This window comes from Nocardia asteroides, from assembly GCF_021183625.1.
Classification (GTDB): domain Bacteria; phylum Actinomycetota; class Actinomycetes; order Mycobacteriales; family Mycobacteriaceae; genus Nocardia; species Nocardia asteroides_A.
The window spans coordinates 4,150,452-4,176,367 of record NZ_CP089214.1 but is presented as its reverse complement, the minus strand read 5'-3'; the positions used below and the strand labels follow the sequence as shown (position 1 = coordinate 4,176,367).

The 25,916-nt window shown below is 71.9% G+C and carries 18 protein-coding genes and 1 pseudogene; 8 read left to right on the top strand and 11 right to left on the bottom strand.

What is annotated here, in order from left to right:
• Window positions 1-2: 2 nt before the first annotated feature.
• Window positions 3-335 carry a YbaB/EbfC family nucleoid-associated protein gene (locus LTT61_RS19760; protein ID WP_233015561.1) on the bottom strand — a complete coding sequence of 111 codons (333 nt, stop codon included), beginning with the start codon at window positions 333-335 and terminating at the stop codon, window positions 3-5.
• A gap of 189 nt (window positions 336-524) precedes the next feature.
• On the opposite strand from LTT61_RS19760, the gene LTT61_RS19755 reads away from it, so the two are divergent.
• From LTT61_RS19755 to LTT61_RS19745, 3 genes are read left to right on the top strand one after another with little or no spacing between them, the layout of a single operon-like run.
• Window positions 525-1,088 carry a hypothetical protein gene (locus tag LTT61_RS19755; protein WP_233015560.1) on the top strand — a complete coding sequence of 188 codons (564 nt, stop codon included), beginning with the start codon at window positions 525-527 and terminating at the stop codon, window positions 1,086-1,088.
• Window positions 1,089-1,129: 41 nt separating this feature from the next.
• Entirely contained in the window at window positions 1,130-1,960 is an 831-nt protein-coding gene (locus LTT61_RS19750) for a MerR family transcriptional regulator (protein ID WP_233015559.1), read from the top strand.
• 13 nt (window positions 1,961-1,973) lie between these two features.
• The gene (locus LTT61_RS19745; RefSeq protein WP_233015558.1) at window positions 1,974-2,315 is read left to right on the top strand and encodes a VOC family protein; all 342 of its coding nucleotides are present in this window, start codon (window positions 1,974-1,976) and stop codon (window positions 2,313-2,315) included.
• 29 nt (window positions 2,316-2,344) lie between these two features.
• On the opposite strand, the gene LTT61_RS19740 is transcribed toward LTT61_RS19745, so the two are convergent.
• A complete protein-coding gene (locus tag LTT61_RS19740) occupies window positions 2,345-2,779 on the bottom strand; it encodes an SRPBCC family protein (RefSeq protein WP_233015557.1) in 435 nt (144 codons plus the stop codon).
• A gap of 259 nt (window positions 2,780-3,038) precedes the next feature.
• On the opposite strand from LTT61_RS19740, the gene LTT61_RS19735 reads away from it, so the two are divergent.
• Complete coding sequence (locus LTT61_RS19735) at window positions 3,039-4,472, top strand: FAD-binding oxidoreductase (RefSeq protein ID WP_233021099.1); 1,434 nt, start codon at window positions 3,039-3,041, stop codon at window positions 4,470-4,472.
• The gene (locus tag LTT61_RS19730; protein ID WP_233015556.1) at window positions 4,469-5,785 is read left to right on the top strand and encodes a class I SAM-dependent methyltransferase; all 1,317 of its coding nucleotides are present in this window, start codon (window positions 4,469-4,471) and stop codon (window positions 5,783-5,785) included. The genes LTT61_RS19735 and LTT61_RS19730 overlap by 4 nt, the downstream gene beginning before the upstream one ends.
• Window positions 5,786-5,963: 178 nt before the next feature.
• On the opposite strand, the gene LTT61_RS19725 is transcribed toward LTT61_RS19730, so the two are convergent.
• The 5 genes from LTT61_RS19725 to LTT61_RS19705 all read right to left on the bottom strand — a co-directional run bounded on the left by LTT61_RS19725 (window position 5,964) and on the right by LTT61_RS19705 (window position 17,221).
• Window positions 5,964-9,437, bottom strand: a complete 3,474-nt coding sequence (locus LTT61_RS19725; protein WP_233015555.1) for a serine/threonine-protein kinase — start codon at window positions 9,435-9,437, stop codon at window positions 5,964-5,966.
• A 117-nt stretch (window positions 9,438-9,554) separates the two neighbouring features.
• A complete protein-coding gene (locus tag LTT61_RS19720) occupies window positions 9,555-10,565 on the bottom strand; it encodes an esterase-like activity of phytase family protein (RefSeq protein ID WP_233015554.1) in 1,011 nt (336 codons plus the stop codon).
• 254 nt (window positions 10,566-10,819) lie between these two features.
• Window positions 10,820-12,970 carry a 3-hydroxyacyl-CoA dehydrogenase NAD-binding domain-containing protein gene (locus LTT61_RS19715; RefSeq protein ID WP_269821767.1) on the bottom strand — a complete coding sequence of 717 codons (2,151 nt, stop codon included), beginning with the start codon at window positions 12,968-12,970 and terminating at the stop codon, window positions 10,820-10,822.
• A gap of 36 nt (window positions 12,971-13,006) precedes the next feature.
• Window positions 13,007-14,218, bottom strand: a complete 1,212-nt coding sequence (locus LTT61_RS19710) for an acetyl-CoA C-acetyltransferase (protein ID WP_233015553.1) — start codon at window positions 14,216-14,218, stop codon at window positions 13,007-13,009.
• Window positions 14,219-14,470: 252 nt separating this feature from the next.
• Window positions 14,471-17,221: a DNA polymerase III subunit gamma and tau gene (locus LTT61_RS19705; RefSeq protein WP_269821766.1), complete on the bottom strand. Its 2,751-nt coding sequence runs from the start codon at window positions 17,219-17,221 to the stop codon at window positions 14,471-14,473.
• 401 nt (window positions 17,222-17,622) lie between these two features.
• Between LTT61_RS19705 and LTT61_RS19700 the strand changes: the two genes are divergently transcribed.
• Window positions 17,623-18,438 carry a hypothetical protein gene (locus LTT61_RS19700; protein WP_233015551.1) on the top strand — a complete coding sequence of 272 codons (816 nt, stop codon included), beginning with the start codon at window positions 17,623-17,625 and terminating at the stop codon, window positions 18,436-18,438.
• Window positions 18,439-18,444: 6 nt separating this feature from the next.
• Here the strand turns inward: LTT61_RS19700 and LTT61_RS19695 are convergent, their stop codons facing one another.
• Entirely contained in the window at window positions 18,445-19,734 is a 1,290-nt protein-coding gene (locus LTT61_RS19695) for a neutral zinc metallopeptidase (RefSeq protein ID WP_233015550.1), read from the bottom strand.
• A 104-nt stretch (window positions 19,735-19,838) separates the two neighbouring features.
• On the opposite strand from LTT61_RS19695, the gene LTT61_RS19690 reads away from it, so the two are divergent.
• A complete protein-coding gene (locus tag LTT61_RS19690) occupies window positions 19,839-21,452 on the top strand; it encodes a DUF2207 family protein (RefSeq protein ID WP_233015549.1) in 1,614 nt (537 codons plus the stop codon).
• 16 nt (window positions 21,453-21,468) lie between these two features.
• Here LTT61_RS19690 and LTT61_RS19685 read toward each other — a convergent pair whose 3' ends face one another.
• From LTT61_RS19685 to LTT61_RS19675, 3 genes and pseudogenes are all read right to left on the bottom strand, one after another.
• Window positions 21,469-22,770 carry an ROK family transcriptional regulator gene (locus LTT61_RS19685; RefSeq protein WP_233021097.1) on the bottom strand — a complete coding sequence of 434 codons (1,302 nt, stop codon included), beginning with the start codon at window positions 22,768-22,770 and terminating at the stop codon, window positions 21,469-21,471.
• Between the two features lie 466 nt (window positions 22,771-23,236).
• The gene (locus LTT61_RS19680) at window positions 23,237-23,950 is read right to left on the bottom strand and encodes a hypothetical protein (RefSeq protein ID WP_233015548.1); all 714 of its coding nucleotides are present in this window, start codon (window positions 23,948-23,950) and stop codon (window positions 23,237-23,239) included.
• Window positions 23,951-24,309: 359 nt separating this feature from the next.
• A pseudogene (locus LTT61_RS19675) lies at window positions 24,310-24,882 on the bottom strand (HhH-GPD-type base excision DNA repair protein); the annotation flags it as partial.
• Between the two features lie 180 nt (window positions 24,883-25,062).
• Between LTT61_RS19675 and LTT61_RS19670 the strand changes: the two are divergent.
• A complete protein-coding gene (locus tag LTT61_RS19670; protein ID WP_233021096.1) occupies window positions 25,063-25,875 on the top strand; it encodes a methyltransferase domain-containing protein in 813 nt (270 codons plus the stop codon).
• Window positions 25,876-25,916 lie beyond the last annotated feature (41 nt).

Sequence of the window (25,916 nt, the reverse complement as noted above, 5' to 3'; positions counted from 1 at the left end):
CCTCAGAAGCCGGGCAGCTGGCCGCCGCCGAGGCCGCCGGAGAGCGGGCCGAGCCGGTCGGCCGCGAGCTGCTGCGCGTTCGCCATCGCGTCGTTGACCGCGCCGATCACCAGGTCCTGCAGCCCGTCGACGTCCTCGGGGTCGACGACCTTCGGATCGATGGTCAGCGCGACCACCTCGCCGGATGCCTTGATGGTGACCTGCACCAGGCCGCCGCCTGCCTGCCCCTGCACCTCGGAGGCCGCGATCTCGGCCTGGGCCTCCATCACCGCCTGCTGCATCTGCTGCGCTTGCGCGAGGAGCTGCTGCATGTCGAACTGGCCATCGGGTTGCACGAGAATTCCTTCCAGCGGGCGGGAATGTCAGCGTCCAGACTAGTCCGCGCCGGGGACCGGTACATCGCCGGTTTTGCGAGGATTTATCATGGAACTCGGGTCGGGCCCGGGAGAAATGTTGCACTGGCTACAGTGCGGCGATCTTTCTCGGACAGCAAACGATGACCGGTAGCGACCCTGGAGCCGACGATGTCCCCGCTTCTCCGTAAGTCCGTTCTCACCATAGCCGCGTCGGCGTCGGCGCTGCTGTTCGCCTGCACCGGCGCCGCGCAGGCCGACTCGGGTGTCGCCGACTACGGCGGCGGCTGTGTCCTGGACTCCGGCAATCGAGCGGCGACCATCGATGCGCTCCGCTTCCGCTGCACGCCGGACCAGCAGGATCTGCTGTTCCACGAGGCCCCGCCCGGCGCCGCCCCGCGCGGCGTCACCAGCGGCTGGGTGGTGCGCCCCGGCTACATCCAGGACATCACCCCCGCGTTCTGGATCGGCAAGACCTTCGCCACCGGCCCGGACGGCGGCCCCCTCACCAATCGGGTCACCGCGCTCGACATCGCCGCCTGGCCGGCGAACAGCTACCGCGGCACCGCGCTGCTCGACGGCCGCCCGGCCTGGGTGCTGGACTACACGCCGTCACCGACCCCGCAGGTGCACGACGAGGTGCGCGAGGTCGCGCCCGGGGTCTGGTTCGGCTACTCGTGGTGGCTCGACGAGGTGAACACGCTGCTGCTGACCTTCGTGGTCGCCACGCCGTGATCGGTTGACTCTCCCGCCACGGGAGGGTGTTCGCTGAACCCATGACAGCGACCGTCCCGATCGGGGAGTTCTCCCGGTTGACCTACCTCAGCGTGAAGGCGCTGCGGTACTACCACGACATCGCGCTGCTCGAGCCAGCGGCGATCGACCCGGGCTCGGGCTACCGCCGCTACTCGGTGGATCAGGTGCCGTCCGCGCACCTGATCCGCCGCCTGCGCGCGCTGGACATGCCGGTGGAGGAGATCCGCACGGTGCTCGGGGCGGCCGACGGGCCGACGAGGGACGCCGCGCTGTGCGCGCACCTGCTCCGGATGGAGGAGGAGCTGAACCGCACCCGCGACGTGGTCGCCTCGCTGCGCGCGCTGCTCGCGCCGGGAACGCGCGCGCTCGCGGTGGAGTACCGCAGCACGGCCGCGTTCCCCGCGCTCACCGTCACCGATGCGGTGGCCCGCGCCGATATCGGGGCCTGGTGCGGCAGCGCCTTCGCCCTGCTCCACCGGACGCTGGCGGCCGCGGGGGTACCGCCCGCCGGGCCGGGCGGGGCGACGTACTCCGCCGCCTGGTTCGCGGAGGACGCGGGCGAGGTGACGGCGTACGTCCCGGTGCCGCCCGGCACCGGCGGGTCCCTGCCCGCGGCCGCCGGCACCCACCCCGCGCCGCTGCTCACCGAACTTCCCGGCGGCCGCTTCGCGGTCGCCGTGCACGAGGGCGGCTTCGAGGACTTCGACCGCAGCTACGGCGCGCTCGGCAGCCACGTCGCCGCGCACGACGTCTCGCTGCCCGAGCCGATCCGCGAAATCTACCTGGCCGGGCCGGACCGGATCGACGACCCGGCCGGCTACCGCACCGAAATCTGCTGGCCCATCCGCTGATTCAGGAGGAACCATGGCACTCGAGCTCGCGCACGTCACCATCGACAGCGAGAACGCCGCCGCGCTGGCCGGCTTCTACGCCGAACTGCTCGACCGGAAGGTCGATCCGGAGGCCTCGGAGTACTTCGCCACCGTGGGCGGCGCCCCGACGCTCATGTTCATCAAGGTGCCGGACAGGACGCCGGGCAAGAACTCGGTGCACCTCGACCTGCACACGCCGGAGCGGCGGGCGCAGGTCGAGCGGGCACTCGCCCTCGGCGCGAAGCAGCTCGGCGAGTTCGACGAGTACGGCGCGCGCTGGACCACGCTGAGCGATCCCGAGGGGAACCTGTTCGATATCGGCGAGACGCGCTAGCGGCTCGCCCATCGAGTACCGCGAGACCCCTACGCCAATTCGTTCTTCAGGTTCTCCAGCACCTCGGCCTGGATCTTCTTCAGGCCGAGCGGGGCGAAGATGCCCTCGAAGATGCCCTTGACCCCGCCGGCGCCGTTCCACGTGGTGCGCAGCGTGACCGCGGAACCGGTGCCGTCGGGGCTCACGGTCCAGGTGGTGACCAGGGTGGAGTTCGAATCCTGCTCGGTCACGGTGGAATCCGTCGCGGTCACGACCGCGTGCACGCTGCGCTGCCGCTTCTCGGTGGCCTGCAGGATCCACTCGGCGACGGTGCCGGTGCCCTTGCCGCCCTCGAGCACGCGGTAGTCGCGGTAGTGCGCGCTGAGGATGCGCGGCCGGACGGTGTCGTAGTCGGCCACGGCCGCCAGCACCCGCTGGGGATCCGCGGGCACCGTGATCGAACTGCTGGCGCTGACCTGTCCCACTTCGCACTCCTTCTCCGGACGCCTGCCCCGGCGCCCTGCTGTCCGAAACGTCCGGGCTGAGGCGCCCGGACGCCTGAGATCCTGCCCGATGCGGTGTTCCGGCACGAATGCGCGCCCACCGTCGAGGCGGATACAACACCGCCGTGTTACCTGCTTGTTCCCTCTTCGCCGTCTCCCGTGACATTTCTCGGCCGACACGGTGAACTTGATGGCCGGTGCCGGTTCGACGTACTAGCGTCGAGGGGTGGCAGTGAGTCCGATGAGGAAGGCCGGCCATGTCCCGGCCACACGCGAATCCGGTTTCGCCGCGCATCAGGAAGGCGTCGAGCGACTACTCGCGAGCTATCGCGCCATTCCGCCCGATGCAAATGTCCGTTTGGCGAAGAAAACCTCGAATTTGTTCCGGGCGCGGGCGAGCAATTCCGCTCCCGGGCTGGATGTCTCCGGCCTCACCTCGGTGATCGCGGTCGACCCGGAGGCACGCACCGCCGACGTCGCGGGCATGACCACCTACGAGGACCTGGTCGCCGCCACGCTGCCGTACGGGCTGGCGCCGCTGGTGGTGCCGCAGCTCAAGACGATCACCCTCGGCGGCGCCGTGACCGGGCTCGGCATCGAGTCCAGCTCGTTCCGCAGCGGGCTGCCGCACGAGTCGGTGCTGGAGATGGATGTCCTCACCGGCTCCGGCGAGATCCGCACCGTCCGCCCCGACGGCGAGTACGCCGACCTCTTCCGCGGCTTCCCCAACTCCTACGGCACGCTCGGCTACACCGTCCGGCTGAAGATCGAGCTGGAGCCGGTGCTCCCCTACGTCGAGCTGCGGCACGTGCGCTTTTACGACCTGCGCGCGCTCGAGGCCGCGCTGACCAGGATCGTGCTTGACCGGACGCACGACGGCGAGCAGGTCGACTACCTGGACGGCGTGGTCTTCACCGCCGACGAGAGCTACCTGGTACTCGGCAGGCAGACCGACGAACCGGGCCCGACCAGCGATTACACCGGGATGGATATCTTCTACCAGTCCATCAGGCACGACGGCGCCGCCCCGAAGCGCGACCGGCTCGGCATCGGCGACTACCTCTGGCGCTGGGACACCGACTGGTTCTGGTGCTCCCGCGCCTTCGGCACGCAGAACCCGCGCATCCGCCGGTTCTGGCCGAAGAAATACCGCCGCAGCAGCTTCTACTGGAAGCTGGTCGCGCTGGACCGCAGGTACGGGATCGCGGACCGGCTCGGCGCGCGGAAGGGCAACCCGCCGCAGGAGCGGGTGGTGCAGGACATCGAGGTTCCGGTGGAGCGCACCGCCGACTTCGTCGAGTGGTTCCTGCGGGAGATCCCGATCGAGCCGATCTGGCTCTGCCCGCTGCGCCTGCGCGACAGCGGGGCCGAGGCCGCCGCGGACGGGCGCGCCTGGCCGCTGTACCCGCTGGCGCCGGGGCGCACCTACGTGAACGTGGGCTTCTGGTCGGCGGTGCCGACCGTTCCCGGACAGCCGGAGGGCGCGGCCAACCGCGCCATCGAGCGCACCGTCACCGAGTTCGACGGCCACAAATCGCTGTACTCGGATTCCTTCTACGACAAGGATGAATTCTCGGCGCTCTACGGCGGCAGCCATTACACCGAGTTGAAAAAACGTTACGACCCGGACCAGCGGCTGCTGGACCTGTATGCGAAGGCGGTGCAGAGACAATGACAACTTTCCGAGACCGATCCGACGTATTGGCCGAACTCGGAACGAAATTGACGATCGCGGAGATCATCGAAACGCTGATCGACGGCCCGGTGCCGGTTCGATTCACCGCGTTCGACGGCAGCGCGACCGGCCCGGAGGACTCCGAGTTCGTCCTGGAGATCCGCAATCCGCGCGGCATCAACTACCTGGTGAACGCGCTCGGCGACCTCGGCCTGGCCAGGGCCTACATCGCCGGCGACCTGATCGTGCACGGCGTGCACCCGGGTGACCCGTACCCGGTGCTGCGCGCCATCCAGTCGCTGAAGTTCCACCGGCCCTCGGCGCTGACCCTGGTCACCATCGCGCGCTCGCTGGGCTGGGAGCGGCTGCGCCCGGTCCCGCCGCCGCCGCAGGAGACGCTGCCGCGCTGGCGCCGGGTGGCGCTGGAGGGGCTGCGGCACTCCAAGACCAGGGACGCGGAGGCGATCCACCACCACTACGACGTCTCCAACGCGTTCTACGAGCACGTGCTCGGCCCGTCCATGACCTACACCTGCGCCGCCTACGGCGAGCCGGACTGGACGCTGGAGCAGGCGCAGGAGAACAAGTACCGGCTGGTCTTCGACAAGCTGAAGCTGCAGGCGGGTGACCGGCTGCTCGACATCGGCTGCGGCTGGGGTGGAATGGTGCGCTACGCCGCCCGGCGGGGAGTCCGGGTGATCGGGGCGACGCTCTCCGCCGAGCAGGCGGCGTGGGCGCGGCAGAAGATCGCCGACGAGGGGCTCTCGGAGCTCGCCGAGGTGCGGCACAGCGACTACCGCGACATTCCGGAGTCCGGGTTCGACGCCGTCTCCTCGATCGGGCTCACCGAGCACATCGGGGTGCACAACTACCCGAGCTACTTCCGCTTCATCCAGGGCAAGCTGCGCGAGGGCGGGCTCTTCCTGAACCACTGCATCACCAGGCACGACAACACCAGGACCACCAAGGCGGGCGATTTCATCGACCGCTACGTGTTCCCGGACGGCGAGCTGATCGGCTCCGGGCGGATCATCAGCGACATCCAGAACGTCGGGCTCGAGGTGCTGCACGAGGAGAACCTGCGCGAGCACTACGCGCTGACGCTGGCCGAGTGGTGCGACAACCTGGTCGAGAACTGGGATGCCTGCGTCGCCGAGGCCGGGGAGGGGACCGCCAAGGTCTGGGGGTTGTACATGGCCGGGAGCCGGCTCGGGTTCCAGCGCAATGTGGTGCAGCTGCACCAGGTGCTCGGGGTCAAACTCGGCCCCGACGGTCTCTGGAACGTTCCCCTCCGCCCCTGGTGGACCCCGTAGTTCCCGCACCCTCCGGGCTGGGCGGATTCTTGCCCACCCCGGGGGTGGGCGACCCCGGGGTGGGACAACGCCCCGGGGCCTGGTCCTCCGGGAAGTGTGGCCCGCCCTCGCCAGCCGGAGGGCTTCTCGCTCCGGCGGCAGCCGAAGGGGCTCTACCCCGTAGGGGTGGAAATACTTCTTACTCTTCCGCTCCGAGCACTCGGAGGATCGCCGTGATCCCCGGCCCGGTGTCGAGCAGCGGCCGCGGCCACCCGATCTCCGCGCAGGTGGCGGCGACGGGCCGCACGAGATGCGCCGCCTCCCCGACCCACCCCGCGGCGGCGAGGCACTCCGCGAGCAGCAGCGTGGTGTCGAGCTCGGCCCGCGGCCGCGCCTGCTCCACGGTCCGGCTGCGCAACGCCCGCGCCCGCCGCACCGCCCGATCCGCCGGCTCACCCTCGCCCCCCGCAGCATGCTGCGCCAACAGGGTGCGCACCGCCGCGACCTCCTCCGCCTCGGCGATCAACGCCGCCGCCCCGCGCCGCCGCCCGGCCCCGTAGGTCGCCCCGTCCGGCTCCATCGGCTCCGGCACCGCGAACCCGAGCCGCAGCCGCTCGGCCCGCACGTGCGCGGCGAGCCGGGCCAGGTCGTTGGTTTCGGCCAGCCGGGCCCCCTCGTCCAGCCGGGCGATCGCGGCGGCCGGATCGCCGCGCAGCGCCTTCACCCGCGCCCCGATCACGTAGGCGGGGACCAGGAACTCCACCGGCCCGATCCGGGTGGCGAGCCGATGGCTCTCGTCGAGCAGCTCGGCCGCCGCCTCCAGATCCCCCTGCCGGTACCGCAGCTCGCCGAGCATCGCCGCCGCCAGCCTGGCCGCGTGCGAGCGCGGCCCCGACTTGTCCAGCGCCAGCTCGTAGGCCCGCCGGTACCGGTCGTCCGCGACGCCGACATCGAGCAGTTCGTAGGCGGCCGCCCCCTCCCCGCACAGCCCGAAGACCGCGCCGAGCGGATCCTTCGACCCGGCGTGGTACTCGGCGGCCAGGTGCTGCACCCGCGCCGCCTCGGCGAAGTCGAACTCCGCCCAGTGCACGAAGCCCGCCAGGTTGGCGGCGGTGGAGACGGTCCAGGCGGGCAGCTCGGCGGCCCGGTCCAGGCAGTCGGCCACCTGATCGAGCACGCCGTCGGTGCGGTCCCGCGCGACGTCGTCCGCGGCGGCGAGCACCGCGGCCTCGCAGCGCTGGGCGACCACCTCGGCATCGTCCGACGACCCGCGCGCCAGCAGGTTCGAGAGCTTCCCGAGCGTGCTCCGCGCCGCGCCGGACTGCTGCAGGTTCACATTGGCCCGCGCCACCGCCATGAGCAGCTTGGAGCGCGACGCCACCTGCTGCATCGGCAGCTTGGAGACGGTGCCGAGCAGCGTCGCCAGCCTCGACCCGTCGATCAGGTCCATGCCGCCGCCCTCGAGCAGGTCGAGCGCCATGGTGAGGTCGGCCGCGGCGAGCGCGTGGTCCACCGACTTGCGCAGCTGCTGATGCTCGGCGAACCAGCGGGATGCCTTGCGGTGCAGCGCGCGGGAGCGGCCGGGCCGCACCCGGTCCAGCCGGGCGCGCAGGTACTCGGCGAAGAGCGGCTGGATCCGGAACCAGCTCGGGTCGCGGTTGCTGCGGGTGACGAAGAGCTCCCTGGACTCGGCGTCGGCGAGCAGCAGCTCGGCCTCCTGGTCGCCGGTCAGCGCGGTGGCCAGCGCGCCGCTGACCCGCTCGGTCACCGAGACGTCCATCAGGAAGTCGAGCAGCCGCGGCTCGAGGGCGTCGAGCACGTTCTCGGTGAGGTACTCGCCGATGCCGTGTGCGCCGGGGCTCTGCACCAGCCGCTCCGGATCGGCGCCGTTGCGCAGCGAGAGCGCGGCCAGCGCGACCGCGGCGGGCCAGCCGTCGGTGGCCGCGGCGATCGCCTCGACCTGGGCGTCGCTCAGGGTCGGCGGCTCGCCGTGCGCGAGCACCGCGCCGGTCTCGTCGGGGCCGAAGCGCAGCCGCGCGGCGTCGATCTCGACCAGTTCGTCGTCGACCCGGAGCCTGCTCAGCGGCAGCGCGCCGAGATCCCTGGTCGCGATGACGAAGCGCAGGTGGTGGCAGCCGTTGCCGAGCAGGGTGTCCAGCACGCCGCGGGCGCCCTCGTCGGTGATCCGGTGCCAGTCGTCGATCAGCACGACCACCGGCTCGCCCGAGGAGTGCAGCTCGTCGATCAGGGTGGCGACGACGTAGCCGATGCCGTCCGCGGGCCGCTCCTCCAGCACCTGCCCGAGGCCGAGCCCGATATCGGGGCGCACCCGCCGGATCGCCTCGACCATGTGCGCGAGGAACCAGCTCGCGGCGTCGTCGTCGGCGTCGATCCCGATCCACGCGGCGGCGATCCCGCGCTCCTGCAGCTCCGCCCGCCACTGCGCGGCCAGCGTGCTCTTGCCGTACCCGGCGGGGGCGTGGATCAGCGCCAGCCTGCGCAGCCCGCCCGCGCGCAGGATGTGCAGCAGCGCGTCGCGGCGCACCGGCGCGCGCAGCGGGGTCGGCGGCCGGAACTTGGTGGCCGGGGTGGGCGGGACGGTGCTGCGCTCCCTCCCCTCCCATCCGGGGGCACCGCGCCGGGTCGGCTCGGGGCCGGAGTCCGCGCCGGTGCTGCCGACCCCGCCGTCCGCCCCGCCGAACCCGGCGTCGGCGACCAGCGGCAGCGCCATCTCGTCCGGCGGCCTGCCGTGCGCCCGCTGCACCGCGCGCAGCAGCTCACCGAAGGCGTAGGCGCTGTGTGGGCGGTCGTCGGGGTCGGGGGCCATGGCCCGCTCGATCACGCCGGCGACATCGTCGGGGATGGCGTGCTGGCGCAGGTCGGGCACGGGCTGGGTGGTGATCCGCAGGAATTGGGCCACCACCTTCTCCCCCGCCTGCCTTTCGAAGGCGGCGTGCCCGGTGAGCACCGCGAAGAGCGTGGCGCCGAGGCCGTAGATGTCGGAGCGCACGCTCGGCTCCTGGCCGCCGAGCACTTCCGGCGCGGTGTAGGCGGGCGAGCCGGTGATGAGATTGCCCGAGGTCCGGAATCCGCCCGGGATGCGGGCGATGCCGAAATCCGTGAGCTGCGGTTCGCCGTAGGCACTGAGCAGCACGTTCGCCGGTTTCACGTCCCGGTGCAGGATGCCGGCCCGGTGCGCGCTCTCGATCGCGCCGGACAGCCGGACGCCGGCGCGCAGCGTGTCGGCCCAGCCGAGCGGCCCCTGCTCGCGCAGCGTGTCGTCCAGCGAGCCGCGCACGCAGAACGGCATGACGATGATCGGCAGCCCGCTCGGGGTGACGTCGACCTGCAGGATGTCCAGGATGTTGGGGTGCCCGGAGAGCCTGCCCATGGCCTGCTCCTCGCGCAGGAAGCGGGCCCGGCTCTCGGCATCCAGATCCGAGGAGAGCACCTTCACCGCGACCACCCGGCCGAGCGCGGCCTGCACGCAGCGGAAGACGACGCCGAAGCCGCCGCGGCCGATGGTCGCCGCCTCGGCGAGCCCCATCCCGGCCAGCTCGGCGACGATCTCCTCCAGCTCGTCGGCCGGGCCCGGGTCGGGCAGGTGCCTGCTGGTCTCGGATCCGGCCGGTCCCCGGTCGGGGGCCGCCCGTTCCGGCGAGGGTAGGTTCACCGGACCACCTCGACCTCACTCGACGGCGTGGCGCACACCTTCCAAAGTAGCGCGCCGAATGCCGGTCCGGTGCGCTTCCGCCCGGCGCGGCGGCGTACGACCGATCGGAGGTTCCGATCAGCGCAGCGCCAGCGCGATCACCTGCGTCTTCTGCTTGTCGTCGAAGTTGTTGTCGCTCACGAGGATCAGCGTGCGCTCACCGGTGGCGAGCCGCGGCCCCCAGGTCATCCCCTCGATATTGTCCACGTGGCCGAGGCCGAGCTGGGTGAGATCGGCCACCAGTTGCTTGCCGACCGGTTTGGCGCCGCCGATCGGCTTGTCCAGCACGGTGCCCGCGCCCGCGATGTCGGCGCGGAAGATCCGGATCCGGTTGCCCTGCCCCGGCACGTAGCCCCGCTCCAGCACCAGCAGCTTGGTGGGGTCGAGCGGGTTCTCGGCGAGGATGCTCGAGACGCCGTTGTTGCCGTCGCCGGGCGCGAAGATCGGCTCCACCGGGTAGGCGTACTGCGCGAGCACCGGCCCCGAGCGCGCCTGCACGGTGAGCCGGACCGACGCGCCCGCGGCGGCGCTCGGCTCGGGACCGTCCTGCAGCAGCGGCCCCTCCAGCGCGGTCACGAAGAGCATGCCGTCGGCGGCGAAGGTGGCGCCCTCGAGGCCGGCATTGCGGCGCGGGCCCGCATTCACCCGCATGGCGGTGTTGCCCGCGATCGGGAGCTCGCCCGCGTAGCCGCCGTCCGGGTGCGCGATCCGGGTCGCCGGGTCGATGAGCAGGTCTTCGAACCGCTCGCCCTCCTGGGTCCAGACGAAGTCACCGGTGCGCGGATCCACCCGGATCTCCTCGGGATCCACCGAGAGCGCGCTGTATTCACCGCCATCGGGGGCCTGGAGCGGGTGCGTCCCGGTGAGCGTGATCGGGCCGATGCCCCTGTCGTCCACGGCGAACCGCGCGGTGTAGAACCGGGCCGGGTCGCGTTCCGAGCGATCGTCGCTGATCAGGACGTATTCGCCGGTGCGCGCGGCGAAATCGATCCCGGAGAGTCCGCCCACCGCCGTCCCGTCGAACTCCAGCCCGAAGGGAAGCACCTGTTCACCGAGGAGCCGGACCGGGGGCGGCGCGGCCCCCGCCATCGGCGCTCCCCCCGGCAGCACGAGTGCCGCACCTGCCAATACACCTGCAACGGCCCGACCCGTCCGCCCGACTAACACGCGATAAAAATAGCCGAACTCACGAGTAGGAGTGAAGAACACCACAAACCGTACGGTCACCGAACGCCGTGCCGTTCACCACAGCGAAACACGGTGCGCGCTTCCCGGATCCGTGCAGCGGGAAAAGCGACGGGCCCGCCACCGCGATGCGGTGACGGGCCCGTCGGGCTTGCCTGCTACTTGCGCAGCGAGGCCGGAACCTCGAAGCGCCGGCCGTACTTCTCGGCCAGGTAGTCGGCACGGGCCACGAAGGCCTCCTGCCCACCCGGGTAGCCGACGATGAACTGGTGCACGCCACCGGTCCAGGCCGGGAAGCCGATACCGAAGATCGAGCCGATATTGGCGTCGGCGGTCGAGGTGAGCACCCCTTCGTCGAAGCACTTCTGGGTCTCGATGGCCTCGGCGAACAGCATCCGGTCGATCAGATCCTGGAACGGGACCTGCAGCTCGGTGCTGGTCTTGTAGTGATCCCGGATGCCCTGCCAGATGTGCAGGCGCTTGCCGTCCTCGTCGTACTCGAAGAAGCCGGCCTTCTCCAGCCGGCCCGGGCGGCCCTGCTCGACCATGAAGTCGATGACGTCGAGCGCCGGGTGCCGCTCGGCGCCGAGGGTGATGTCGCCCCGCTCGGCCGCCTCCTGGGTCTCCCTGGCGATCTTCTGCATGAGCTTCATGTTCAGCTCGTCGGTCAGCTGCAGCGGCGCGGCCGGGTAGCCCGCGTGCAGCCCCGCCTGCTCGATGGTGGCGGGCTCGATGCCCTCCGTGAGCATGGCGATCGCCTCGTTGACGAAGGTGCCGATCACCCGCGAGGTGAAGAAGCCGCGGCTGTCGTTGACCACGATCGGGGTCTTCTTGATCGCGAGGGTGTAGTCGAACACCCTGGCCAGCGCCTCGTCCGAGGTCTTCTCACCGCGGATGATCTCGACCAGCGGCATCTTGTCGACGGGCGAGAAGAAGTGGATCCCGATGAAGTCCTCCTGCCGCTTCACACCGTTCGCGAGACCGGTGATCGGCAGGGTGGAGGTGTTCGAGCCGAGCAGCGCGTCGGGGGCGACGATGTCCTCGATCTCCTGGAACACCTTGTGCTTGAGCTCGGTGTTCTCGAAGACCGCCTCGACCACGAAGTCGACGCCCGCGAAGTCGGCCGGATCGGCGGTGGGCGTGATCCGGGCCAGCAGCGCCTTGGACTTCTCCTCGGTGGTGCGGCCCCGGGAGAGCGCCTTGGCCTCGATCTTCTCGGAGTAGTTCTTGCCGCGCTCGGCCGCCTCGATGGTGACGTCCTTGAGCACGACCTCGAACCCGGCCTTGGCGGAGACGTACGCGATGCCCGCGCCCATCATGCCCGCGCCGAGCACGCCGACCTTGGTGATCTCGCGCTTCGGCACGTCCTTCGGCCGCGAACCACCGTTGTTGATGGTCTGCAGGTCGAAGAAGAACGCCTGGATCATGTTCTTCGCGACCGGCCCGGTGAGCAGGTGCACGAAGTAGCGCGACTCGATCAGCGAGGCGTCGTCGAAGCCGACCTGCGAGCCCTCGACCGCGGCCGAGAGGATGGCGCGCGGGGCGGGCATGTTGGCGCCCTTGAGCTGCTTGCGCAGGTTCGCCGGGAAGGCGGGCAGGTTGGCCGCGAAGGCGGGCGAGGCCGGGGTGCCGCCGGGGATCTTGTAGCCCTTGACGTCCCAGGGCTGCACGCCGCCCTCGGGGTTGGCCTTGATCCACGCCTTCGCGGCCGGGACCAGCTCGTCGACCGAGCCGACCAGCTCGTCGACCAGGCCGATCTCCTTGGCCTTGGCCGGCTTGTTGCGCTGGCCCTGCAGCAGCACCTGCATGAGCGCGACCTGCAGGCCGAGCTTGCGCACGGTGCGGATGATGCCGCCACCCGCGGGCAGCAGGCCGAGCGTCGCCTCGGGCAGCCCGATCTGCGAGCCGGGCACGTCGGCCGCGATCCGGTGGTGGGTGGCGAGCGCGATCTCCAGGCCGCCGCCGAGCGCGGCGCCGTTGATGGCGGCCACGACCGGCTTGCCGAGCGTCTCCAGCTTGCGCAGGGCGCCCTTGATCTCGGCCAGCTCGTCGAAGAGCGCCTGCGCGTCGTCCGGGCCGACGTGCATCATGTTCTTCAGGTCGCCGCCGGCGAAGAACGTCTTCTTCGCCGAGGTCAGCACGACACCGGTGATGTCGTCCTTCTCCGCGACCAGCCGATCGACGGTGGCCGTCATCGACTTCTTGTACAGCTCGTTCATCGTGTTGGCGCCCTGGTTCGGGTCGTCCATCGTCAGTACGACGATGCCGTCCGAATCCCGTTCCCAACCGATCATGTTGGCTTCGCTCACAGCTCTGTGTCTCCTATTTCCGGCTGCCGGTTGGGGTCAGACCCGCTCGATGATGGTCGCGACGCCCATGCCGCCGCCGATGCACAGGGTGACCAGCGCGTAGCGCGCGTTGCGGCGCTCCAGCTCGTCGACCATGGTGCCGGTGATCATGGCGCCGGTGGCGCCGAGCGGGTGGCCCATCGCGATGGCGCCGCCGTTGACGTTCAGCTTCTCGTCCGGGATGTTCAGGTCCTTCTGGAACTTGAGCACCACGGAGGCGAACGCCTCGTTGATCTCGACCAGGTCGATGTCGTCCAGCGTCAGCCCGGCCTTGGCCAGCACCTTGTGCGCGGCCGGGGTGGGGCCGGTCAGCATGATGGTGCCGTCCGCACCGGAGGTGGCGGTGGCGACGACGCGCGCACGCGGGGTGAGCCCGGAGGCCTTGCCCGCCTCCTCGCTGCCGACCAGGACCAGCGCGGAGCCGTCGACGATGCCCGAGCTGTTGCCGCCGTGGTGCACGTGGTTGATCTTCTCCACGAAGTGGTACTTCTGCAGCGCCACCGCGTCGAAGCCGCCCATCTCGCCGACCACCGAGAAGGAGGGGTTCAGCTTGGCCAGGTCCTCGACGGTGGTGCCCGGGCGCATGTGCTCGTCCCGGTCCAGCACGATCAGGCCGTTGATGTCCTTCACCGGCACGATGGACTTGGCGAAGTAGCCGCCGGTGGTGGCCTTGGCGGCCAGGTCCTGCGAGCGCACCGCGTAGGCGTCGACGTCATCGCGGCTGAAGCCCTCGATGCTGGCGATCAGGTCGGCGGAGACGCCCTGCGGGACGAAGTAGTTGTCGTAGTTGGTGGCCGGGTCGAGCGCCCAGGCGCCGCCGTCCGAACCCATCGGCACGCGGGACATCGACTCGACGCCGCCGGCCAGCACCAGGTCGTCGAAGCCGGAGCGCACCTTCTGCGCCGCCATGTTGACGGCCTCCAGGCCGGAGGCGCAGAAGCGGTTGATCTGCACGCCGCCGACGGTGTCGGGCAGCTTGGCGCTGAGCACGACGGTGCGGGCGATATCGCCGCCCTGGTCACCCACCGGGGAGACGACACCGAGGATGAGGTCCGAGATCCGGTCCTCGTCGAGGTTGGGGAAGCGGTTGCGCAGCTCCTGGACCAGACCGACGGTCAGGTCAACCGGCTTGACCGAGGTCAGCGTGCCCTTCTTGTTACGGCCGCGCGGGGTGCGGATGGCCTCGTAAATGTAGGCCTCAGTGGTCATATCGGGGTGTTCCTTCCTAGGGGTGCGGCGGTGCGGACTCTCGTCCGTCCAGACGCTTCGTGCCCGTACCGCGAGCGGTGCGGGCGCGGGGGTTACCTCGCCGACCGGCCCTGGGACCGACCGTCCTGACGCTGTACAAAACCGGTCATGCAGCGATCGGCGCGTTTGCGCGCCCCGACCGAGCTCGGCCACCCGACCATACTACCGCGTGTGCGAACTCCGGTTAACTTAACGTGGTGAGGGCAAGGGTTGTCAACCATCCAGCCGTGTGGCACCCAGCTCACTGCGGAGCAGCTCGAGCGCCAGCTCGTCCGGGTCGCGCCGATCGCCGGGCGCCACCGGTTCCGCGGCGGCCTCCAGCATCTCCCGCTCCTCCTCCGCCGTGGTCGGCGGGATGGCGGCGCCCGCGCCGTAGCCGGAGCCGTTTCCGCTGGTCGCGGTGGGGTCGGGCGGGTAGGCGCCGTCCGGGCCCGGGTCGTCGGGGAGGTCGGGGTAGTCCGGGGGCGGGACGTCGTCGTACGGAGTGCGGCTCGGCGGCGCGGCGGTGCCGCGGCCGGCCGGGAGGGAGATGGTGCGGCCGCTCGGCGGGGCCGGTGGGGCGGGTGGTTCGGGGCGGGTCGTCGGGCCCCAGGTTGGTTCCCCGTCGGGTTCCTCCGCGCCCGGCTCGGGGCGCGCGCGGTTCCCCTCCTTGTTCTGGCTGGGGCGGGAATAGCGGGCCGCGCTCTTCTCCGGCTTGCGCTCGCCGCCGCGGCCCTGCTGCCTGGCGGGGGCCTGCTGCCGCTGCGGCGGGGCGCCGCCCGCCTCCCAGCGCAGGTCCAGCTCGCGGTTCAGCACCGCGCGGATGGCGGAGCGCACCGCCTCCACGTTGCGCGGGTCGGCGAGGCGCTGCGCCAGTGGCGGGCTCTGGTGCGCGAACACCACGACGCCGCGCTCCACCCGCAGCACCGACGCGCCGGAGAGCAGTGCCTGCAGGGTCGGGCCGAATTCCCGGACCCGGCTGCGGATCTCCGGCCAGGATTCGGTCACCACGCGCTGGATCTCGGCATCCGAGTCCCCGGCGCCGCCCGGCGCCGGGCCGGACTCGTCCGGTTGAGTCGTCGATTCGTCCGCCGGTGCCTCGACGGCTGCGGGAGCGGGGTCCGCCGTACTCGGCGCGGGCACCTCGGCAGCCGTTTCCTGCGGCTCGACCACGGGCGGGGTCGCACCGGATCGCTCGGCAGACTCCTGCCCGCCACCATCGGCCGCGGGCGACGCCCCCTGACCACCGTTCACCGGGCCGGTCACGTCCCCGGGGGAACCCTCCCCAACCTCGACCTTCGACCCGGTCCCGTCCCCGGCGGCAGCCTCCGACGAACGCTCACCGACGTCCGCCGTCGGCCCGGTTGCGCCCGCGGCAGACGCCTCGCGGATCTCCCGCTCGCCATCGACCACCGGCCGGGCCACCGTATCCGCGCCGAGCGGACCCTGGTCACCCGAAGGCGGGACAGCGGGGCTCGCGCCGGTCGGAGCCGCACCGATGCCGTCGGCCGCAGCCGGCTGTCCTTCGCGCGGAGCGGCAACGGCCGACTCGGCCCGGCTGCTGTCCGATCCACTCCCCGGCACCTCCTGCCGGCCGAGCTCGGGCGCCTCTTCGGCCCGCTGGGCGGCATCACTCGCCGCCGGAGCGTCGGACGCGCTCGCGGCACCGTCATCGGACGACCCGTCCGGTTCACCCCCGCGCTCCCGCCGGAGCAACGCCATCGCCTCGGCCCCGCGCCGCCGCTGCGGCTGATCGGCGCCGGCGACGGGCGCCGGATCCGGCGGGACGGCGACGGTCGCGCCCGCACCGCTCGGCGCCGCGAAGACCCCGCCCGCCACGGCCTTCTCCAACCGCTCCAACCGCTGCAGCGTCGCCGCGTCGGAGTCGGAGGCGGCGGGCAGCAGCATGCGCGCGCAGACCACCTCGAGCAGCAGCCGGGGCGCGGTGGCGCCGCGCATCTCGCCGAGCCCCTCGTGCAGCAGTTCGGCGTACCGGGTGAGGGTGGCGGGGCCGATCCGCCCCGCCTGCTCGCGCAGCCGCTCCAGCACGTCGTCGGGGCCCGCGACCAGCCCGCGCTCGGTGGCGTCGGGCACCGCCCGGACCAGGATCAGGTCGCGCAGCCGCTCCAGCAGGTCGACGGCGAAGCGCCGCGGGTCGTGCCCCGCCTCCATCACCTGCTCGACCACCCCGAAGAGCGCGGCGCCGTCGGAGACCGCGAGCGCGTCGATCGCCCCGTCGATCAGCGCCACGTCGGTGACGCCGAGCAGCGCCACCGCCCTCGGGTAGGTGACGCCCGCCGGCCCCGCCCCGGCCAGCAGCTGGTCGAGCACGCTCAGGCTGTCTCGCGGCGAACCACCGCCGGCCCGGATGACCAGCGGGTACACCGCGTCCTCGACCGGCACCCCCTCCTGCTCGCAGATCTTCCCGAGCAGCCCGCGCATGGTGGCGGGCGGAAGCAGCCGGAACGGGTAGTGGTGGGTGCGCGAGCGGATGGTGGGCAGCACCTTCTCCGGCTCGGTGGTGGCGAAGACGAAGATCAGGTGCGCGGGCGGCTCCTCGACGATCTTGAGCAGGGCGTTGAAGCCCGCCGTCGTCACCATGTGCGCCTCGTCGACGATGAACACCCGGTACCTGGACTCCGCGGGCGCGTAGAAGGCGCGGTCGCGCAGCTCGCGGGTGTCGTCGACACCGCCGTGGCTCGCGGCGTCGAGTTCGATCACGTCCAGGTTGCCCGGCCCGCCGGGGCCGAGCGCCACGCAGGAGGAGCAGACTCCGCACGGCGTCGAGGTCGGCCCGTCCACGCAGTTCAGCGAGCGCGCCAGAATGCGCGCCGACGAGGTCTTGCCGCAGCCGCGCGGGCCGGAGAACAGGTAGGCATGGCTGATGCGGCCGGTGTCGAGCGCGGTGCACAGCGGTTCGGTGACGTGCTCCTGCCCCACCACCTCAGCGAATGTTGCCGGTCGGTACTTCCGGTACAGAGCCACGGCCAGAGGTTACCGGCGGCCACCGACAGCGAGCCAGCCGCGTTCCGCCTGTCCGGAAAGCGTTCCGGCGCGCCACGAAGCGCAATAAGTGACGTAAATCACACTGCTGCACGAACCCTTTTCCCGGACCCAGGGCACACCGCACCGGGCTATCGGGGAGCAATCACCCGCTGCCGACAATCGTTCGGCTGCCGTTCACTCGACGGGAACCGCCCGACAGCTCGCCAAGCCGACCTGATGCTGGTTTACCCCGGCTTTTACCGCCCGCACGCATCAGGTTTGTCGTGCCGACGGCGTGCAATGTGCTGGTTATCGTGGATTGATCCCCGGAATATTCAGCGCCACCACGGAATCCAGCGGCGACACGATCGCCACCGATTCGTCGAGGAGTGTGTATCGCCGTGCCGTCGTGTGACACCATCGCCGCAGCCTGGCTCGCGCGCACCGAGTTCGCCGCCGACCGCTCCGCGGTCGCCCTGCTGAGCCGGGCCATCGATCCGCCGGAGTTCGCGCCGGAGCGCGAGCCGCTCCCGATCACCGCCGCCGCCGAGCCCGCCGCCGCCGCGGCCATCCTGGAGCTGCTCGAGCAGGGCGAGGTGCCGACGCTCGCCGCGGTCCGCACCCACATCGCGCACCGGGAGCTGCGCGGCGAGGCCGAGCGGACCGCACGGCTCGGCGAGCTCGCGCAGTGCGGCATCGACGACTTCGGCCGCATCCTGGCCCGGCTCACCCACGACCACTGGATCCGGCACGGCACCGGCCCCACCCGCCGCGACGTCCTCGACGCCCCCGCCGTGCACACGGCGGTCCGCGAGCACGTCGGCGACGTCGCGCCGACCTCCGTGCGGCACCTCTGGCTGCTGGAGCGGGCGCAGCGGGCGGGCTGGATCGCCTACAACACCAGCCCGCGCTCGCTCTGCGCGGGTCGCCGCTTCCACGCCGCCAAGTACGGGCAGCGGGTCTCGCTGCAACCGGTGGAGACGATCGGCACCCTGGTCGCGCGCTTCGCCGACGACCACCGCACCAGGTACGGCCGCTCGCCGCGGTGGAACACGCTCGCCCACGACCTGCGGGACAACCGCGGCCGCCGGGTCTTCTTCGACACCGCCGACGCGCACGTGCAGCGGCTCTGGCTGGTCACCGCTGGCTGGCTGACCACCCCGAACGACCTGCCCGCGCCCGGCCCGCTGGCGCAGCGGCTGCTCGCCGGGCGCTGACCTGGCTCAGTTCACCTGCCCCGCGGCGGCGGTGAAGGTGTTGCAGCGGGCGGTGCGGTTCTGCTCGACGCCGGTCTCGAACCACTCGCCGCCGTTCTCGGCGGTGCCGTGGTCGCGCATGTCGCCCGCCTGGTCGCCGCGGCCGTAGGCGTCGCGCCTGGCCACGTTGAGCTGGGTGGAGCTCAGCGAGCCCGCCTCCGACGAGCTGCCGATGAACATGCCGTCGAAGCAGTTGGCCTGCAGCTCGACCCGGCGGGAGAGCTCGAGCCCCTGCGTGCTGCGCACCCCGGCGTCCACCCGGTCGCTGTTCGCCTTGCGCAGGATGCCGCTCAGCGCCTGCACGTGGTGGCCGTACTCGTGCGCGAAGACCGACAGGTAGACCACCCAGTTGTCCTTGAAGATGTCGGTCTGCAGCTGGCTGATCGGCATGTAGACGGTCTGGTTGGCCGGGCAGTAGAACGCGGCGAACTCGCTGGTGGTGCCGGTGCACGGGGTGGTGACGCCCGCGGTGGAGGCGGTGACCGAGAGCGCCGGGTCGGAGAACGGGAGACCGGCCTCGGTCAGTACCGGGCGCCAGGCGTCCGCCAGGCACCCAGCCGCGGTCTCGAAGAAGGTGCGCGCCACCTCGACCCCGGTGCCCCACGGCGCGTAGTCGCAGTCGGCGGGCAGCAGGGTGGCCGATGCGTCGGTGAGCAGCGGGTTGACGGCGGTCTCGGCCGGGCCGCTCTCGGTCTCGCCCGGCGGCTGGTAGCCGAAGCTCGGGTCCGGCCCGGTGGACTGGTCGGCGGTGTGCGCGGCGGCGCCGAGCCGCACCAGCCCGACGACCACCGCGATCACGACCGCGAGCACGGTGAAGACGATCTTGCCGCCGCCGGACCTGCGCGGCCGGTTCGGGCGCCCCGGCGGGCCGTAGGGCGCGGGCGGCCTCCCGTACGGCGGGGGCGCGCCGTACGGCTGCGGCGCGCCGTAGGGCTGCGGCGCGCCGTAGGGCTGCGGCCGCTGCTGCGAATACGCCTGCGGCGGCGCGTAACCCGATGACGGATTTGACCGCCCCTGCGGCGAACTCGGCCGCCCCGGCGGCGCGGCATAACCCGGCGGCGGCGCGGAGTAGCCCGGCGGCGGCGCGGAGTGCCCGGGGGGCTGCGCGGGGTAGCCCGGCGGTGAAGCGGAGTGCCCGGGGGGCGCCGCGGGGTACCCGGGCGGCCTGCGCGGATCGGGTTGCTGCGGATAGCCCTGTGGCGGGCGCTGCCCGGGGGGCGGCCGGTAGGGATCGTACGGCCCCTGACCTCCGGACACCGGGCCATGACCGTGCGGAGGTCGAGTCACTCCACCGTCCCCCTCCGCTTCACAGGTTCAACAGCCGCCGACGCAGGATAGCAACCCGTCTAGAGTATCCAGCCATGCTGAGTTTTCGGGGGGGCGCCCGAGCCGCACTCCTGCTCCTGGCCGCGGCCGCACCCCTGGCCACCGCGCCGCTCGCCCCCGCCCAGCCGGCGCCGGGGGCCGCGATCATCGCCGATCTGACGCTGAACCGGGACGGCGTGCTCGAGGTGGTCGAGACGATTTCGGTGCCGGACGGCGGGCAGTTCACGATGTCGCTGCCGCTGCGGCTCGATCTCGGCGACGGCAGGGAGCGCCGCTTCGAGGTCACCGACGTGGCCACGCAGGGCACCGGGACGACGACCTTCGCCGACGACCGGTTCACCATCGAGGCGAACCCGGGCGAGTCGACCTTCCGCTACCACGTGCGCAATACCGTCGGAGTCGCGCCGGAGAGCCAGGTCTTCAACTGGGTCGGGCTGCTGAACGCCGACGTCTCGTCGATCAGCGCCACGGTGGTCGCGCCGAGTTACCAAATGGCGCTGGTCGACTGCAAACTCGGCCCGATCGGCGCCACCAGGCCCTGTGCGGACGTGCACATCGAGCCGGACGGCGTGCTCTACCTGGAGCAGACCGGGCTGCAGCGCGGCGACGCCATCGACCTGCGGCTGCAGCTGCCGCCGAATACGGTGCCCGCCAATGCCGACGTCACCGAGCCGGGCCGGTCGCCGTTCGCGGTCTCCGCGCCCGCGCTGATCGCCTTCGGCGTGCTGCTCGCCGCGCTGGCCGGCATGGCGGCGCTGGTGCTGCGGGCGCGGCGCGGCGTGGCCGACGACGGCACCCGCGTCATCGACCCGCTGCTGCGAGAAGGCAGCACCGTGCAGTTCACCTCGCCGGAGGGCGTGCTGCCCGGCGAGGCGGGGCTGCTGCTGGACGAGCACGCCGACCCGGTCGACCTCGCCGCCACCGTCGTCGACCTCGCGGTCCGCCGCTACCTGCGGATCACCCGGATCGCGGAGGCCGACTGGCGGATCGAGCGGGTGAACCCGGCCGACGACCAGCTGCGCGACTACGAGCGGATCGTCTACGAGACGCTGCTGCCCGCCGGGGCGGACACCGTCCGCTTCTCCGAGCTCAGCGCCCCCGGCCGGATGTCGCTGGACGCCCTGCGCGCCGGGCTGATCGCCGACGCCGTCGCGCGCGGCACCTTCACCGACCCGCGCGGCCGCGCGCTGCCGCGCTACCTCGGCGCGGCGCTCATCGCGGTCGGCGCCGCGGTGTCCGTCGCGCTCGCGCTGACCGCGGGGCACGCACTGGTCGGCGTCGCCATCGCGCTCGGCGGGGTGGCCGCGCTGCTGCTGCCGAGCAGGCTGCCGCTGCGCACCGACCGCGGCCGCGAGCTCGCCGCCCAGCTCCGCGCCATGCAGCGCGGGCTTGAGCAGGTCCGGCGGGGGGACGTCCCGGTCGATCAGCAGGAGCTGCTGTTCTCCCGGGCCCTGCCCTTCACGGTGGTCGGCGGGCGCGGGGACAACTGGATACGGGTGTTCGGCGATCTCGATCCGACCGCCGACGGCGACCCCGGGCTCTACTGGTTCGGTGGCTTCGAGCGCGATCGCGACCTGCGCCGCTTCGCGAGCCACTTCCCCTACTTCATCACCGCGCTGGAGCGGCTCTTCGGCGGCGGCACCCGCTGAGCGGGTGCCGCGCGCCTCAGGCCTGCAGCCGGCGGACGGCGCCGAGCGGATCGGCGTAGAGCACGCTGAGCGAGGTCACCACCGCGGCGAATTCCTGCACCTTGCCGCCGAATCCGCTGATCCGGATATCGGTGGGCGGCAGCTGGCTGCCCTGCTGGAAGGCCTTGGCCACGTGCGCCACGGCCGGGCGGTAGGCGGTGAAGGCCTGGCCGCCGAGGACCACCCGGTCCGGGTTCAGCATGTCCCGGACGAGCGCGACGGTGTGGCCGAGGATGGTGGCGCGCTCGGCGAGCAGCTCGCGCGCGGGCTCGGAGCCCGCCTCCGCGGCCCGGTACAGGTCGGCGATGGTGGTGCCGCCGGTTCCGTTGTGCGCCGGGATGATCCCGCGCCCGACGGCGCGCGCGTGCACCGAGCGATCACCGACGGTGACCTCGAGGCAGCCGGTCCGGCCGCAGCTGCACCGCACGTCCGAGCCGGTGGGCAGGTGCGCGATGGAGCCGGGGCCGTTGCTCGGGGTGTGCACCCGGCCGTCGAGGGTGACGGCGATGCCCGCGGTCTCGCGGACGTAGAAGTAGAGGCTGCTGCCCTGGCCAGGCCCCTTGTCGCCGGACGGCTTGCGGCCCGGCTTCTCGCCGACGCGGGCCGAATCCGGAACGGGGAGCAGCAGTTCGGAGGCGGCCATGGCCTCGACGTGCGGCGCGACCGAGACCGGGAGCTCGAGTACCTCGCCGAGCACCGAGCCGACGGCGGCGCCGTGCCAATCCAGCTTGGGGTGGTCGACGACGCCGGTGAGCGGGTCGACCCGGCCGCCGATGGCGACGCCTGCCCAGAGCGGCTTGCGCCGGTGCCAGCGCTGCAGGAAGGCGCGGGCGCTGCGCGCCACGGTGTTCACCGCGAACTGCTGCCCGGTCTGCGGGGTGGCGATGGCGAGGCCGCCGAGGATCCGGCCGCGCAGGTCGGCGGCGACGATCTTGGTGGCCGCGGCGCCGATGTGGATGCCGAGGGTCAGGTACTTCTCGTGGTCGACCTCGAAGGGGACCCGGGGGCGGCCGACGGCGCCCGCGGCGGTGAGGTCCGGCCGCTCGCGCAGCAGGCCGGCCGCGAGCAGCGCGGAGACCTGCCGGTTCACGGTGGCGATGCTGGAGCCGGTGCTCCTGGCAGCGTCGTCACGGGAGACCGGGCCGGTGGTCGCCGCGCGGAGCACCGCGGCGGCGGGGTTGTCGGCGACCCGCAGTTCGGGGGTCACGACGGGACGCTGGGTACGCGTGCGGGCAGTCGACGCGGACCGCGAAGTTCGTTCGGCGGTACGGGTGGACATCGTGGAAGACGACATCGTGAATCCTTATGCAATGTCCCGATCGGGACGGATACCTACGGGGTGCGGCAACGAGGCAGCACAAGCCCTTGGTGTGGGCTCAGCCGCAGCGGCGGGAACAACACAGTTCCCGAGTCAGCGGAAGCCGAAGGCCGAGCGCGAAGGTCACGTACGTGACCTTCGGGGCGGCGGTCCGGCTGGCAGGCATAACTAGACGGTAACACCGGAGCACGGGCCGCACCAAGCTTTCGGTGCGGAAAAACCGGGTAATACCTTCCGATCGGATTCATTCCGGTGCCGAATCACGGCTGGTGAGAATAGTTTTCGTCAGGAGGGTGGGATACCGCACCTTCTCCGGACAGCACGAAGCCCCGCTCGGTGGGTGAGGCACCGGGCGGGGCTTCGTGGTGGGGTTGCGCGACCCCGCCAGAGCGGATCTCCGGCACGGCCGCGCGGGGCGCGGGGCCGCCTACTTGGCGGGCGCGGGAGCCGGCGCGTTGACCGTCTGGAAGTACTGGATCGCCGCGGCGATCGCCACCGGAGCGGTGACGAGCAACTGACCGGCAAGCGTACCGAGTGCACCGATGGCGATCACGCCACCGAAGCAGCCGATCACCGCGGCCGGGACGAACGGGCCGAAGAGGCCGACGATGGTGGCCGAGGCGACGGTGGCGCCCGCGATACCGCCGAGCACGCAGCCGGCGGCGCCGCCGACCAGGCCGCCGACCAGGGTGCCGATGGTGGCGCCCGCGGCGATGGTGCTGGTCAGCCTGGTCCAGGCCGCGACCTCACGGTCGTACTCGTTCTTCCACGGCGCCTTGTCCTCGTAGGGCAGCGCGACCGGCTTGTACTGCGCGTGCGCCAGGTCGAGCAGCGGCGTCAGGGTGGCGGAGTTCCCGGCGATATTCGCGGCGATCGGGAACTCGAACTCGTCGATCCGGAAATTCAGCGCGGTGCCGGCCACCACGGTGCCGTTCGGCGCCTTGACACGGAACTCGTTGTCCTCGACGACCAGCGAGCCCTGGTCGATCGAGATGATCGACTGGCTGTCGGTGGCCTGCGCGGTGAAATTGACGCCGCCGGACTCGGCGGGTGCCTGCGGCGCTGCCCCCGCGGTGCCGGTCACAACGCCGGTCACCGTGGTGACCAGGGCCGCGACTACGGCCAGCTTCCTCATCCTCATGGAGCTTCCCTCATCTCGTAGAGCTTTCGCCGGAAAGCATGGGTTACGGGAGGGTCACGCGACGAGGGAAAAAAGCAGGACGATTCCAAATGGCAGGGCGTTTACTCGGCGGCCGCCTTCTTCGCTCCGCCCGTCTTTTTGGTCGCGATTGTCCGCTTCGTCGTCGCCGTCTTCACGGCGGCCTTCTTCACGGCGGCCTTCTTCACGGCGGCCTTCTTCACGGCGGCCTTCTTCACCGGCTCCTTCACGGCGACCTTCTTAACCGGCGCCTTCACGGCGGCTCTTTTGGCCGGCACCTTCGCGGGGGCGTTCTTAACCGGCGCTTTCGCGGCCGCCTTCTTGGCGGGCGCCGCGCCAGCGGCATCCCTGGCCGCCGCCTTCGCCTGCTTCTTGAACTCGCGCACCTGCGCCAACGTCTCGCCGTCGGTCACATCCGCCACCGAACGCCGCGACCCCTCGTCGCCGTACGCCCCGGCGGCCTCGCGCCAGCCGGCGGGCTCGACCCCGCGCTGCTTGCCGAGCAGCGCCAGGAAGATCTTCGCCTTCTGCTCCCCGTATCCGGGCAGCTCGCGCAGCCTGCGCAGCACCTCGGCGCCGTCCGGCGCACCGGCGGTCCAGAGCTGCTCGGCGCGCCCGTCGTAGTGCTCGATGAGGTAGCGGGCCAGCTCCTGGGCGCGGCGCGCCATGGACCGGCCGTACCGGTGGATGGCGGGCGGCGTCGCGCAGAGCTCCTCGAACTCGGCCGGGTCGGCCTCCGCGATCCGGTGGATGTCGAACCCGCCCATCCGATCGGCGATCTTCTTCGGCCCGCGGAAGGCGTGCTCCATCGGGTACTGCTGGTCGAGCAGCATGCCGAGCAGGGTGGCGAAGTGATCGGCGCTGAGCAGTTCGTCGGCCCCCGGCTCCTGGGCCAGGCAGAGCGTGCGACTCATCGGTACTCCTCGATCGGGGCGGGCGTCCCCATCATCGCACTCCGCAGGCCAGCGAATTCCTGGTGACCCACCTCACAAACCGGCCGCGCGTGATCATCACGTCACACGTAGGCTCGCCCCATGCCTCAGACGACGCCCCTGCCACAGCCGACGGCGCCACAGACGGACGGGAAGCACACCATGACCACCGACGGGCTGCGACCGGATCGATTCGACCGCGAAGGGCACGACCAGCTGGTCGACGTCCGCGACCTGCAAGCCGCCCTGCCCGGCATCCACCGGCTGCGCACCTGGGCGCACGAGGCGCTCGCGCTCGCCCCCGGTGAGCGCGCGGTCGACATCGGCTCCGGCACCGGCTCGGAGGTCTTCGCCTTCGCCGACGCCGTCGGCCCCACCGGCACCGCGATCGGCGTCGAGCCGGACCAGAACCTGCTCGCCTCGGCGCAGCGCCGCGCCACCGAGCTCGGCGCGCACGCGGAGTTCCACCCCGGCGACGCCTACGGCGTCCCGTTCCGCGCCAACTCCTTCGACGCGGTGCTCTGCGAGCGGGTGTTCCAGCACCTGACCACTCCGCTGCGCGCGGCGCGGGAGATCGAGCGGGTGCTGCGGCCGGGCGGCCGCGCGGTGGTGACGGACGTGGACTGGGGCACCGCGATCCTGCACCCCGGCGCGCGGGACATCACCCGCGAGGTGATCGAGACGCTGCTCGCCAGCACCACCAACCCGCTCTCCGGGCGCAGGCTCCCCGGCCTGCTCACCAAGGCCGGGCTGCACATCGACGACATCGGCTCGCACGCGCTGGTGCAGGAGCGGGCGGCCGCGGCCGGCTCGCTGGTCACCAAGATCTCGGCCATGGCCGTGGCGCGCGGCCGGATCACCGAGGCGCAGCGGGACGAGCTGCTCGCCGAACTCGCCCGCGGCGCCGAGACCGGCGACATCCACCTCTCGGTGACCATGTTCGCGGTGTTCGCGCACAAGCCGGAAGACCGGTAGCCGCCGGCGCGGGCGGCGGCCGCGCGCCGCCGCCAGCCGGG